The sequence below is a fragment of the uncultured Oscillibacter sp. genome (genome assembly GCF_900544955.1).
Taxonomy (GTDB): domain Bacteria; phylum Bacillota; class Clostridia; order Oscillospirales; family Oscillospiraceae; genus Oscillibacter.
Window position 1 is genome coordinate 23,093 of sequence record NZ_UQXD01000023.1, and the last position, 13,150, is coordinate 36,242.

Annotated in this window: 13 protein-coding genes and 1 riboswitch; of the genes, 12 read left to right on the top strand and 1 reads right to left on the bottom strand. The window is 65.5% G+C overall.

Annotation, left to right across the window (positions count from 1 at the left end):
* Positions 1-87: 87 nt before the first annotated feature.
* From QZS21_RS06955 to QZS21_RS06970, 4 genes are all read left to right on the top strand, one after another.
* The gene (locus tag QZS21_RS06955) at positions 88-1,116 is read left to right on the top strand and encodes a zinc-binding alcohol dehydrogenase family protein (protein WP_295581718.1); all 1,029 of its coding nucleotides are present in this window, start codon (positions 88-90) and stop codon (positions 1,114-1,116) included.
* A 94-nt stretch (positions 1,117-1,210) separates the two neighbouring features.
* Entirely contained in the window at positions 1,211-2,485 is a 1,275-nt protein-coding gene (locus QZS21_RS06960) for a lactate racemase domain-containing protein (RefSeq protein ID WP_295581720.1), read from the top strand.
* A 26-nt stretch (positions 2,486-2,511) separates the two neighbouring features.
* Complete coding sequence (uxuA, locus tag QZS21_RS06965; RefSeq protein WP_295581722.1) at positions 2,512-3,606, top strand: mannonate dehydratase; 1,095 nt, start codon at positions 2,512-2,514, stop codon at positions 3,604-3,606.
* Between the two features lie 62 nt (positions 3,607-3,668).
* The gene (locus QZS21_RS06970; protein WP_295581724.1) at positions 3,669-5,279 is read left to right on the top strand and encodes a mannitol dehydrogenase family protein; all 1,611 of its coding nucleotides are present in this window, start codon (positions 3,669-3,671) and stop codon (positions 5,277-5,279) included.
* A gap of 242 nt (positions 5,280-5,521) precedes the next feature.
* On the opposite strand, the gene QZS21_RS06975 is transcribed toward QZS21_RS06970, so the two are convergent.
* Complete coding sequence (locus QZS21_RS06975) at positions 5,522-6,526, bottom strand: AEC family transporter (RefSeq protein ID WP_295581726.1); 1,005 nt, start codon at positions 6,524-6,526, stop codon at positions 5,522-5,524.
* Between the two features lie 201 nt (positions 6,527-6,727).
* Here QZS21_RS06975 and QZS21_RS06980 point away from each other — a divergent pair, with 201 nt between their 5' ends.
* The 8 genes from QZS21_RS06980 to QZS21_RS07015 form a co-directional block, all read left to right on the top strand.
* The gene (locus tag QZS21_RS06980; RefSeq protein ID WP_295581729.1) at positions 6,728-7,813 is read left to right on the top strand and encodes a sugar kinase; all 1,086 of its coding nucleotides are present in this window, start codon (positions 6,728-6,730) and stop codon (positions 7,811-7,813) included.
* Positions 7,814-8,095: 282 nt separating this feature from the next.
* Complete coding sequence (locus QZS21_RS06985) at positions 8,096-8,308, top strand: FeoA family protein (protein WP_295581731.1); 213 nt, start codon at positions 8,096-8,098, stop codon at positions 8,306-8,308.
* A gap of 12 nt (positions 8,309-8,320) precedes the next feature.
* Complete coding sequence (locus tag QZS21_RS06990) at positions 8,321-8,542, top strand: ferrous iron transport protein A (protein ID WP_295581733.1); 222 nt, start codon at positions 8,321-8,323, stop codon at positions 8,540-8,542.
* Positions 8,543-8,613: 71 nt separating this feature from the next.
* Positions 8,614-10,818 carry a ferrous iron transport protein B gene (feoB, locus tag QZS21_RS06995; protein WP_295581735.1) on the top strand — a complete coding sequence of 735 codons (2,205 nt, stop codon included), beginning with the start codon at positions 8,614-8,616 and terminating at the stop codon, positions 10,816-10,818.
* Between the two features lie 31 nt (positions 10,819-10,849).
* Positions 10,850-10,996: a FeoB-associated Cys-rich membrane protein gene (locus tag QZS21_RS07000; RefSeq protein ID WP_295581737.1), complete on the top strand. Its 147-nt coding sequence runs from the start codon at positions 10,850-10,852 to the stop codon at positions 10,994-10,996.
* Positions 10,997-11,270: 274 nt separating this feature from the next.
* Positions 11,271-11,506: riboswitch (cobalamin riboswitch) on the top strand.
* A gap of 95 nt (positions 11,507-11,601) precedes the next feature.
* Positions 11,602-11,904 (top strand): cysteine-rich small domain-containing protein, encoded by a 303-nt coding sequence (locus tag QZS21_RS07005; RefSeq protein WP_295581739.1) that lies wholly within the window; start codon positions 11,602-11,604, stop codon positions 11,902-11,904.
* A complete protein-coding gene (locus QZS21_RS07010) occupies positions 11,901-12,863 on the top strand; it encodes an ABC transporter substrate-binding protein (protein ID WP_295581741.1) in 963 nt (320 codons plus the stop codon). The genes QZS21_RS07005 and QZS21_RS07010 overlap by 4 nt, the downstream gene beginning before the upstream one ends.
* 52 nt (positions 12,864-12,915) lie before the next feature.
* A partial coding sequence (locus QZS21_RS07015) for an iron chelate uptake ABC transporter family permease subunit (protein WP_295581743.1) occupies positions 12,916-13,150 on the top strand: 235 nt, incomplete at its 3' end.

Below are 13,150 nucleotides of genomic sequence, written 5' to 3' on the forward strand. Positions count from 1 at the left end.
TAAGACGTGCGACGTCTCGGGAGAGAAATCCGGCCTGCTCGGAGACGCCGCGGCCATCCGATTTTTTAGAAAAAAGGGGAAACGATTATGAAAGCCATCAAATTTGCCGAGCCCTGGAACGTTGCCTGCGTGGACCAGCCCATGCCTGCGCCCAAGGAGGGCGAGGCCTTGCTCAAAATTCACTGCGCCGCCGTCTGCGGCAGCGACATCGGCGCCTTCCGGGGCACCAACGGCCTGGTGAGCTATCCCCGGGTCATCGGCCATGAGCTCAGCGGCGAAATCGTCAGCATTCCCGCCGATCCCGCCCAGAACCCCAAGGGGCTGAAGGTGGGCGACCGGGTGGCGGTGGACCCCTACATCTACTGCGGCCACTGCTACGCCTGCTCCATCGGCCGCACCAACTGCTGCACGGACCTCCACGTGCTGGGCGTCCACGTGGACGGCGGCATGTGCGAGTACTTCTGCCACCCCGCCTCTCTCCTGGTGCCCCTGCCCGAGGGGATGAGCTATGAGATGGGCGCCCTGGCCGAGCCGCTGACCATCGCCCTCCACGGCATCCACCGGGGCGGGCTGAAGAGCGGCGAGTACGTGGCCATCCTGGGCGCCGGCCCCATCGGCCTGTACGCCGGTATGGCCGCCGAGGCCTACGGCGCCCACGCCATCATCATCGACATCGTGCAGGAGCGGCTGGACTTCGCCAAGGAGATGGGCGTGGAGTACACCATCAACAGCAAGGAGGTCAACGCCGTGGAGAAGGTCCGGGAGATCACCGGCGAGGGCGCCCAGCTGGTCATGGAGTGCTCCGGCGCCAACGTGCTGATCCGCCAGAGCCTGGACATGGTGTGCCACGCCGGCCGCATCACCTTCACTGGCTGGCCCAAGCAGGAGACCAGCCTCCCCACCGACATGATCACCCGCAAGGAGATCGACATCCGGGGCGCCCGCACCAGCGCCGGCGAGTTCGAGGAGGCGCTGGAGTTGCTGCACGCCGGCCGGGTGAAGCTGATGGACACCGTCACCAAGATCATTCCCATGGACGAGGCCCCCGCCACCATCATCGACAACGAGAAGAACCCCGGCGACTATATCAAAGTCATCGTCAAGGTGGCCGACTGAGCAAGCGCCTGCCGCGGCCCGTCCACCGCCGGACGGGCCGCGCTCCGGGCCCGGCGCCCCCTTCGCGCCGGAGGACAGGAATAGGAGAAAACGGATGAAAGAAATTGACTGCACCGACCGCTCCGGGATTTCCCTGGAGCGGGCCGCCGCCCTGTGCGACGCGCTGCTGGCCCAGTACGCGGGGGTAAAAAAGGTCCTGATCGTGCCCCCGGACTACACCCGCTGTTACAGCTTTGCCGGCGAGCTGACCAAAATCCTCTATCCCCGGCTGAGGGCCATGGGGGCCGAGGTGAAGGTGATGCCGGCCCTGGGTACCCACATGCCCCTCAGCGCCGAGGAGAAGGAGAAGTTCTTCGGCGACGCGGTGCCCGACGGGGACATCCTCATTCACCGCTGGCAGAGCGACACCACCGTGCTGGGCACGATTCCCGCCCAGGTGGTGGGGGAGATCAGCCGGGGGCTGTACGTCACCGATATCGAGGTGGAGGTAAACCATCTGCTCCTGGACGGCGGCTTCGACCTGATTCTGTCCGTGGGCCAGGTGGTGCCCCACGAGGTGGTGGGCATGGCCAACTACTCCAAAAACCTCTTCGTGGGCCTAGGAGGCCGGGGCATGATCAACAAGAGCCACATGCTCTCCGCCATCTGCGGCATGGAGCGGGCCCTGGGCGTGCGGGACTGCCCCGCCCGGGTGCTGTACGACTACGCCCAGCGCCACTTCATCGACGGCAAGCTGCCGGTGGTGTTCCTCCAGACCGTCACCACCCGGGAAAACGGGGAGACCCGGCTCAACGGCCTGTATATCGGGGAGAGCCGCGCCCCCTTTGAAAAGGCCTGCGCGCTGAGCCAGGAGCTGAATATCGTCCACGTGGAGCGCCGGGCCAAAAAGGTGGTCACCTATCTGGACCCGGAGGAACTGAAAACCACCTGGGTGGGCAACAAGGGCATCTACCGCACCCGCATGATCGTGGCAGACGGCGGCGAGCTGGTGATTCTGGCCCCCGGCGTCCGGGCCTTCGGCGAGAACGAGGAGATGGACGCCATGACCCGGAGGTTCGGCTACAAGGGCCGGGACTACGTGCTGGACCTCTTCAACCGGGGGGCCTTCGGCACGGACAAGATCATGAGCGCCGCCCACCTGATTCAGGGCAGCACCGACGGCCGCTTCACCGTCACCTACTGCACCCGGCCGGAGCAGATGAGCCGGGAGGAGATCGAGAGCGTGGGCTACCAATGGGCGGACTACGGCGAGGCCAGCCGGCGCTACGACCCCCACACCCTGAGGGAGGGGTGGAACACCCTGCCCGACGGCGAGGAGATCTATTTTGTAGGCACCCCGGCCCTGGGCCTGTGGAAGTGCGATGAGTGACAAAAACTGACAGGAGGAATCCGCGTATGAAAATGACGTTTCGCTGGTACGGCGAGGGCCGTGACCCCATCTCCCTGAAGAAGATCAAGCAGATTCCCGGCATGAGCGGCCTCATGGGCGTGCTGGACGAGAAGGCCGCCGGCGAGGTGTGGACCTACGAGGAGTGCAAGGCCTATGTGGACCACATCCGCGCAGCCGGGCTGGAGTGCGAGGTCATCGAGTCCGTCAACGTCCATGAGGACATCAAGATGGGCCTGCCCACCCGGGACCAGTATATCGCCAACTACTGCGAGACCATCCGCAACCTGGCCAAGGTGGGCGTGAAGGTCATCATCTACAACTTCATGCCGGTGTTTGACTGGCTGCGTACCGACCTGGCCCGGGTGATTCCCGAGGACGGGTCCAACTCCCTCTATTTCGACGAGCAGGAGCTGGGGGAGATGACCCCGGTGGACCTGGTGAAAAAGACCCTGGACGACTGCCACGGCATCTCCCTGCCCGGCTGGGAGCCGGAGCGCCTGGCGGATTTGGAGCGGGTGCTGGCCATCTATCGGGACATCGACCAGGCGAAGCTGCGGGAGAACTTCCGCTATTTCCTGGACGGTGTGATTCCCACCTGCGAGGAGATGGGCGTGAAGATGGCCTGCCATCCCGACGACCCGGCCTGGCCCGTCTTCGGCCTGCCCCGCATCACCCACAGCCAGGCGGACTACGACATCATGGTGAAGCTCCATGACTCCCCCGCCAACACCCTGTGCCTGTGCACCGGGTCCCTGGGCTCCAATCCGGACAACGACATCCCCGCCATCGTCCGCCACTTCGGCGGGATGGACCGCATCGGCGCCATGCACGTGCGCAACGTGAAGTACCTGGGCCACCGGAAGTTCCGGGAGTCCGCCCACCTGTCCTCCACCGGCGATCTGGACATGTACGCCATCATGAAGGCCGTGTTCGACACCTGCCCCGACACCTATATCCGGCCCGACCACGGCCGCATGATCTGGGACGAGGAGGGCCGGCCCGGCTACGGATTGTACGACCGGGCCCTGGGCGCCACCTATCTGAGCGGCCTGTGGGAGGCCATCTGCCGCGAAAACGGCCATCCCGAGATGGCCAACTGACCCGGCGCTGTCCGGCGGCTGGTCCCAGCCGCCGGACCATTTTTTGACGGAGGTTTGATCCCATGAAACTGAACCGCGCTTCCCTGGCCGACAGGGCCGGCTGGGCCGCCGCCCATGTGAAGCTGCCGCAGTACGACGTGGCCGCCGTGGCGGAGGCCACCCGAAAGGCCCCCACCTGGGTGCACTTCGGCACCGGCAACATCTTCCGCGCCTACATCGCCGCCCTGGCCCAGCGGATGCTGAACGAGGGCCTCACCGACAAGGGGCTGCTGATGGCCAACACCAACGACCCCGCCATTCTGGACATCGCCTACGCCCCCTTCGACAACCTCTGCATCGCCGTGACGCTGAACCCCGACGCCACCACCGACCGGGAGATCATCGGCAGCATCGCCGAGGGCGTGAAGGCGGACAGCGGAGACCAGTCCGCCATGGCCCGCTTCCGGGAGATCTTCACCGACCCGGGCCTCCAGATGCTCTCCTTCACCATCACGGAGAAGGGCTATCAGCTCCGCGGGCCCGACGGCGCCTGGCTGCCCGCCGTGGAGGCGGACCGGCGGGAGGGACCCGGCAGCACGAAACACGCCATGTCCACCCTGACCAAGTTCCTCTACTGGCGCTATCAGGCCGGGGGCTATCCCCTGGCCGTGTGCAGCTTCGACAACTGCAGCCACAACGGCCAGACCTTCCACGACAGCGTGGCCGCCATCGCCGGGGCCTGGGTGGAAAACGGCCTGGCGGAGCCGGGCTTCCTGGACTATCTGAACGACGAGTCCCGGGTCAGCTTCCCCTGGAGCATGATCGACAAAATCGTGCCCCGCCCCTCCAAGGTGGTGGAGGAGAGCCTCACCGCCGACGGCATCGAGGGCATGGAGGCCATCGTCACCAAGAAGGGCGGCTACACCGCCGCCTTCGTCAACGCGGAGCGGCCCCAGTACCTGGTCATCGAGGACAAGTTCCCCAACGGCCGCCCGCCCCTGGACCAGGTGGGTGTCATCTTCTGCGACCGGGACACCGTGAACAAGGTGGAGCGGATGAAGGTCACCACCTGCCTCAACCCCCTGCACACCGCCATGAGCGTCAACGGCTGCCTGCTGGGCTACACCAAGATCGCCGACGAGATGCAAGATGCGGAGATCGTGGCCCTGGTGAAGCGCCTGGGCTACGTGGAGGGACTGCCGGTGGTGACGGACCCCGGCATCGTCAGCCCCAGGGCCTTTTTGGACGAGGTGGTGGAGCAGCGGCTGCCCAACGTCTTCATGCCCGACGATCCCCGCCGCATCGCCACGGACACCTCCCAGAAGGTGGGCGTCCGCTTCGGCGAGACCATCAAGAGCTACCTGGCCGCCGGGCGGGACCTGGGCGATCTGGTCAGCATCCCCCTGGCCCTGGCGGGCTGGATGCGGTATCTCCTGGGGGTGGACGACCAGGGCCGGGAGATGGAGGTCAGCGACGACCCCCTGCGGGAAACTCTGCAAGCCCAGCTTGCGGGCATCGTGTGGAACGACCCCAAGAGCTACGCCGGCCAGCTGCGGCCCATCCTGGCCAATGCGGCCATCTTCGGCGTGGATTTGACCGCCACCCCCCTGGCGGACCGGATTGAGGCGCTGTTCCTGGAGGAGCTGGCCGGCCCCGGCGCCGTCCGGGCGACGCTGAAAAAGCACCTGGCATGAGAAAACGCCTCGGCGGATGCCCTATGGACATCCGCCGAGGCGCCTGCAAACCCGCCGCGAAAGCGCGTGCGGAAAGGCTGCGGCCCTGCGCGTATGCGCAGGGCCGCTTTTGGCGCGCTATCCGCACACCGAGGGGCGATTCTGCTGTGCGGCAGCGGCATTCCTCGGCGGCGAGGTGCCGGGAGACGGTTTCCCCCAAAACAGAGGGGGATACCCCCGGAGGGCATCCCCTTCCGTTTTCCTCACAGCAGCCCGGCGGAGCGCAGCAGATAGACGATGCAGAACACGGTGAACATGGAGAGGACGCTGGTCCACACCACCAGTTGGTTGGCCAGCTGGTCGTCGCAGCCCATCTCCTGGGCCATCACGGCGCTGGAGACCGCCACGGGAGTGGCGGCCACGGCCACCAGGGTGGGCATCTCCAGGGTGGTGAGGCCCAGGGGCCCGTGCAGGGCCACCGCCAGGCCGATGACCATGGCGGGGCAGACCACCAGGCGCAGCAGGACGCCCAGGGTCAATTGGCCCAGCAGCGCGCGCACCGCGCCGAAGTTCAGCCGGGTGCCCAGGACGAAGAGCATCACCGGGGAGGCCACCCGGGACAGATTGGTGAGGGCCTCGTACAAGGAGGGGAGCTGGGCGCGGATGGTGAAGATGGGCTGGCCGTCCACCACCGGCAGGAGCTGGCGGAAGAACACCAGCGCCAGGCCGGACAGGGCACCCAGAATCAGCGGATTGGTGACCACCCGGCGCAGCAGGGTCCGGAGGGTGGGGCGGCGGTCCCCGTCGCCGCCGAAGACGGTCAGCACGATCACCGCCAGCACGTTGAACAGCGGCACGCACACGGAGGTGGCCATGGAGGCGAAGGCCATGGCCTCGGCGCCGCCCAGGGCATTGGCCAGGGGGAGGCCCAGAATGGCCTGGTTGGAGCGGAAGGCCACCTGGACGATGACGCCCTTCTGGGCCCGGCTGCGGATGAACAGCCCGGCGGCCAGGAGGCCCACCAGCAGGCACAGGAACACGCTGGTGAAGAGGTAGGCGATGACCCGCCAGTTCATGGCGGAGAGGTCGTCGATGGCGTAGACGTTGCAAAATAGCTGCACCGGCAGGAACACCCGGAAGCACAGGGCGTTGAGCTGCTTGTAGAAGTCGTCGGACCAGGGGCCCACCCGCCGCACGCCGTAGCCCAGAACGATGATGAGCAAGATGGGCAAAATGGCGTGCAGGGTATAGAAAAAGGTATCCTTCATGCGATCACCCGCTGTCAAAAAATAGAGGGCCGCCCCCAAAACCGGACGGACTGCCCCCAATACGACCAGTATAGTACGGCGCGGCGGGTTTTTCAACGAAAAATGGGGCGGTTTTCAAAAAACACCCGGTGAGCCGCCTCTTGCAATCCCCGCCGCCAGGGCATACAATCAAACCAGACAAGGGAAAAGGAGGCAGTGCCCATGGAACACCGGAATCCGTTGCTGCACGGCGAGAGCGGCAGCAAATTCATCACCGTCGGCGAGATCATGCTCCGCCTGACGCCGCCCAACTATGAGAAAATCCGCATGACCACCAGCTTTGAGGCCAGCTACGGCGGCAGCGAGGCCAACATTGCGCTGGCGCTGGCCAATCTGGGGGTGGACAGCACCTTTTTCAGCGTGGTGCCCAACAACAGCCTGGGCAAGAGCGCCGTCCGCCTGCTGCGCAGCAACGACGTCCACTGTTCGCCGGTGATTCTCACCACCCTGGAGCAGACGCCCACCCACCGGCTGGGCAGCTACTATCTGGAGACGGGCTACGGCATCCGGGCCAGCAAGGTCATCTACGACCGCAAGCACAGCGCCATCACGGAGTTCGATTTCCGCACCGTGGACATCGAGGCGCTGCTGGAGGGCTTTACTTGGCTCCACCTCAGCGGAATCACCCCGGCCCTGGGGCCCAACTGCCGCTATTTGGTGATGGAGTGCCTGCGGGTGGCCCGGGAAAAGGGCCTCACCATCAGCTTTGACGGCAACTTCCGCAGCATGCTCTGGAGCTGGGAGGAGGCCCGGGACTTCTGCACGGAGTGCCTGCCCTATGTGGACGTGCTGCTGGGCATCGAGCCCTACCACCTCTGGAAGGATGAGGCGGACCACAGCAAGGGGGACTGGAAGGACGACATCCCCTACCGGCCCAGCTACGAGCAGCAGGACGATATTTTTCAGGCGTTCATCCGGCGCTATCCGAATCTCAAGTGCATCGCCCGCCATGTGCGCTACGCCCACAGCGGCAGTGAGAACAGCCTGAAGGCCTTTATGTGGTACGAGGGCCACACCTTTGAGAGCAAGCTCTTCACCTTCAACATCCTGGACCGGGTGGGCGGCGGAGATGCCTTTGCCAGCGGGCTGATCTATGCCATGATCCACGACTATAAGCCCATGGATATGATCAACTTCGCGGTGGCCAGTAGCGTGATTAAGCACACCATCCGGGGAGATGCCAATATCACCGATGACGCGGCCAGCATCCACAATCTGATGAATATGAATTACGACATCAAGCGGTGAGGGGACCCGCCGCCCCCGGATCCGCTCCCGCCCGCCCCCGTGCGCCCCGCCGCATGGGGGCGGGCGCCGCTGTGCATCATCTTCCCAAAGACGCCGGGATTCAACGGCGGGGTTTTATGTGGTTTGCCAAAACTAACCGCGCGGGCGGAAAAATTTGACCGCTTCGCTTGACAGGGGAAGTTTGCCATGGTAAACTCTAGTCAAATTCGAGGTTAGAGAATACTAACCTCAATTGCTTGGCCAATAGTTAGCCAACGCTAATTCTGGAAAGGGGTGGACGGTATGATGCCTCTGACGCTGGCGCGGACGGGAGAGACGGTTCAAATCCGGAAGATCACGGGCAAGGACGCGGTGCGCCAGCACCTGGCGGAGCTGGGCTTCGTGGTGGACAGTGAGGTGACGGTGGTCAGCGAGCTGGGTGGAAACCTGATTTTGCAGGTGAAGGACAGCCGGATCGCCCTGGACCGGACCATGGCGGGCCGGATGATGATTTGAGGAGGAGCGCGTATGAAGACATTGAAAGAGGCAAAGGTGGGGGAGACCGTCACGGTGAGCAGGCTCCACGGAGAGGGCCCGGTGAGGCGCCGCATCATGGACATGGGCATCACCAGGGGCGTGGAGATTTTCGTGCGGAAGGTGGCCCCGCTGGGAGACCCCATGGAGCTGAACGTCCGGGGGTATGAGCTGTCCCTGCGCAAGGGTGACGCGGAGAGGATCGAGGTCCAGTAAAGTCCGGCGGCGCAGGCCGCTTTTCTAAAAAACGACAGTTAGTCGCAACTAATACCGAAAAGGAGAGCGAGATGGAGACCAAACTTGCACTGGCCGGCAACCCGAACTGCGGAAAGACCACGCTGTTCAACAGCTTGACCGGCTCCAATCAATATGTGGGCAACTGGCCCGGCGTCACGGTGGAGAAGAAGGAGGGCAGGCTGAAGGGCCGCAGGGACGTGATCATCCAGGACCTGCCCGGCATCTACTCCCTGTCCCCCTACACGCTGGAGGAGGTGGTGGCCCGGAACTACCTGGTGAAGGAGCAGCCTGACGCCATTTTGAACATCGTGGACGGCACCAACATCGAGCGGAATCTGTACCTCACCACCCAGCTCATCGAGCTGGGGCTGCCCGTGGTGGTGGCGGTGAACATGATCGACCTGGTGCGCCGGAACGGCGACCGGATTGACCTGCGGAAGCTAGGGGACGCCCTGGGCTGTGCGGTGGTGGAGATGAGCGCCCTGAAGGGCGAGGGCGGCCTGGCCGCGGCGGAAAAGGCCGTGGAGCTGGCCCGGAGCGGCCCGGCGGAGGAGCTGCCCCACGTGTTCACCGGCTCCGTGGAGCACGCCATCGCCCATATGGAGGAGGCCATCGCCGGAAAGGTGGAGGCGCGGTATCTCCGCTGGTACGCCATCAAGCTTTTTGAGCGGGACGAGAAGGTGCTGGAGGAGCTGCATCTGGACGCCCAATTGGCGGCCCACCTGGAAGCGCACATCGCCGCGTGTGAAAAAGAGCTGGACGACGACGCGGAGAGCATCATCACCAACCAGCGCTACGCCTACATCAGCGGCGTGGTGAGCCGGTCCGTGCAGAAAAAGGCGCCGAAGCACAGCCTGTCCGCCTCCGACCGGATCGACCGGATGGTGACCAACCGCATCCTGGCCCTGCCCATCTTTGCGGGCGTCATGTTTTTGATCTATGCCGTCGCCATGGGCAACTGGTCCATCTCCCTCGGCACCAGGGGAACCGACTGGGCCAACGATGTGCTCTTCGGCGAGTGGGTGCCCGGCCTGCTGGACACCGCCCTGGCCGCCCTGGGCATCACGGACGGCTGGCTCTACGGACTGATTCAAGACGGCATCGTGGCCGGCGTGGGCGCGGTGCTGGGCTTTGTGCCCCAGCTGCTGGTGCTGTTTTTGCTGCTGGCCGTTTTGGAGGACGTGGGCTACATGGCCCGGGTGGCCTTCATCATGGACCGAATCTTCCGCCGCTTCGGCCTCTCCGGCAAGAGCTTCATCCCCATGCTGGTGGCCACCGGCTGCGGCGTGCCCGGCATCATGGCCTCCCGGACCATCGAGCAGGACCGGGACCGGAAGATGACCATCATGACCACCGGCTTTATCCCCTGCGGCGCAAAGATGCCCATCATCGGCCTCTTTGCCGGGGCCCTCTTCGGCTCCTCCGCCTGGGTGGCCACCTCCGCCTATTTCATCGGCGTAGCGGCAGTGGTGGTCTCCGGCGTCATGCTGAAGAAGTGCAGGGCCTTTGCCGGCGAGCCCGCCCCCTTCGTCATGGAGCTGCCCGCCTATCACGCCCCCGCCGCCGGAAACGTCCTGCGGGCCACCTGGGAGCGGGGGTGGAGCTTCATCAAGCGGGCCGGCACGGTCATTTTGCTGAGCTCCATCGTTCTCTGGTTCCTCCAGGGCTACGGCTTTGTGGACGGCGCGTTCCAGGCGGTGGCGGACAACAACGACTCCCTGCTGGCCGCCGTCAGCGGCGCGATTGCCTGGATCTTCTACCCCCTGGGCTGGGTGGGCGACTGGGCCTGGAAGGCCACAGGCGCCACCATCACCGGCCTCATCGCCAAGGAGGAGGTCGTCAACTTCTTCGGCGTGACCTACCAGTACGCCGGAGCGGCCGATCTGCTGGAGGACAGCCGGGGCATCTGGGCGGCCATCGGCGCGGATTTCAACGGCGTCACCGCGTACAGCTTCATGGTCTTCAACCTGCTGTGCGCCCCCTGCTTTGCCGCCATGGGCGCCATCAAGCGGGAGATGAACCACGCCAAGTGGACCCTGGGGGCCATCGGCTACATGTGCCTGTTCGCCTATGGGGCCGCCATGCTGGTCTATCAGATCGGCGGGCTGATCGCCGGTGTGGCGCCCTTTAGCGTGTTCACCGTCCTCGCCTTCGCGCTGCTGGCGGGGGTTTTGTACCTGCTGTTTCGCAAGGGCTATCAGCCGGAGGGGGAGGTCCGTCACCTGACGTCCGTCTCCGCGGCCGCCGCGGAGTGAGCGGCGCAGATTTGGAAAGGAGGGCGCGGCAATGCCCGGAATCCTGGGATACGGAATCGTGCTGGCGGTGCTGGCGGCGGTGGTGGCGCTGGCCATCCGCTCGCTGTGGAAGTCCCGCAAAAAGGGCGGACACTGCAGCGGCGATTGCAGCCGCTGCGGCGGCTGCCACGGAAAATAAGGCGGATGGGAAGGCGCGAATGGTTGTCGCCGCCTGAACAACGGCCCCTGCCGCGAAAGCGGCCGGGGCCGCTGCCGCTTCCCCGGCGGAGCGGCGCCAGAGGCGCTGCGCGGACCGCGGCGGGCGGAACACAGGGCCCCCGGAGGCAATCTGCCTCCGGGGGCCTGTCCGCGCCGGGGCAAAGACGCATCATTTGTCCAAAAAATCAACAAATATTTACAAGAATTTTCAAAAGAAGCCATGCTAAGATAAAAAAGAAACCCTTGGGGGAACAAAAGAGAATCACGCGCAAAATGTCTCCGCGCCTGATGCAAGCAGGGGCGGGGATGAGAGAATTCGGTGAGAATCCGAAACGTGCCGGCACTGTGAGCGGGAGAGGGCGCCGAAGGGCCTGAAAGGGCCCGGAACGTGAGTTCGCCATTGGAGAGATCTGAGAAGGTAGGCGCCGACTCGAAGGAGCGATGCTCCGCACCGCAAGTCAGGAGACCTATTTTGCCGAAGACAGGCAGCTCTGTGGAGCAGGGCTGCCGATGTTGTTGCGGAAAAACGGCCGCGGCGGTCAGACGACTGCCGTGGCCGTTTTTTATAGGAAAGGAGCTGCGACCATGGGGGAGACGGCGGAGAGGGAATCCAAGCACTACGCGTTTTTCCAGCACCGGGACTGCCCGTATTTCTGCTGCCACGCCGGGATTCCGGAGGAGGACTTCAACTGCCTGTTCTGCTACTGTCCGCTGTACGCCCTGGGGGACGCCTGCGGCGGCAGCTTTACCTATACCCAACAGGGGATCAAGAGCTGCGCGGGATGCACCTTTCCCCACCGGCGGGAACAGTACGGCGAGCTGCTGGAGCGGCTGCGCGCCGTGCAGCGTCTGGCGGCCCGGCCGCCGAAGGAGGAGGCGGGCAGATGAGGCGGAGAGGGCTTTGGAAGCGGCTGCTGACCGGGCTGCTGGGGGGCGCGCTGCTGCTCTTGGGCGGCTGCGGCGGGGAACCGCCGGCGGAGGCGGCCGGGGAGCGCGGGGAGGCCGTGACCTTCACGGACGACCTGGGCCGGGAGGTGACGGTTGCCCGGCCCGCCCGGGTGGCGGCGCTGATCGGCAGCTTTGCGGATGTGTGGTGTTTGGCCGGCGGCGCGGAGACGCTGGTGGCCGCGGCGGACGACACCTGGACCCAGTTTGACCTGGGGCTGGGGGAGGCGGTGGTGAACCTGGGCGGCGTCAAAACCCCCAATGTGGAGCTGCTGCTGGCGGCGGAGCCGGATTTTGTGCTGGGCAGCGCGAAGACCGCCGCCAATGTGGAGCTGGAGGGCCTGCTGGAGCAGGCGGGCATTCCCGTGGCCTACTTCGACGTCAGCTCCTTTTCGGACTACCTGCGGATGCTGGAGTGCTGCACCGCCCTCACCGGCCGTCCGGAGCGGTATGCGGAATACGGCCTTCAGGTCCGGGAGCAGGTGGAGGCGGCCAGGGGCCGGGTTGCCGGGGAGGCGCCCACCGTGCTGTACGTTCGCGCCACCGGCTCCAGCTGCAAGGTGAAAAACAGCCGGGGCACCGTCCTGGGGGAGATGCTGGCGGACCTGGGCTGCGTGAACATCGCGGACAGCGAGGAGAGCCTGCTGGAGACGCTCAGCATGGAGCGGATTCTGGCGGCGGACCCGGATTACATCTTTGCGGTTTTGCAGGGGGCGGACCCCTCCGGCGCGGAGGCCATGCTGGAGGCGGCCCTGCTCTCCAATCCCGCCTGGGGGGAGCTGACCGCCGTGCAGGCGGGCCGGTTCTTCCTGATGGACCAGCAGCTCTACAATCTCAAGCCGAATGCCCGGTGGGGGGAAGCGTATGAAAACCTGGCGGATATCCTCTATCCCGCGCCCTAAAAGGGGGCTGTTTTTCCTGTGGCTGGCGCTGGCGGTGGCGGCTGCGGCGCTGTTGAGCCTGAGCCTGGGGGCGGAGCCGGTGCCGCCGGGGCGGGTGCTTCAGGCCCTCTTCGGCGGCGGGGAGGGCACCGTGGCCTTCCGCATCGTCCGCTACGTCCGGCTGCCCCGGACCTGCGCCGCACTGCTGGCGGGGGCGGCGCTGGCCGCCGCCGGCGTTTTGATCCAGGGGGTGCTGGCCAACCCGCTGGCGGCGCCCAGCACCATCGGCGTCAACGCCGGGGCGGGGC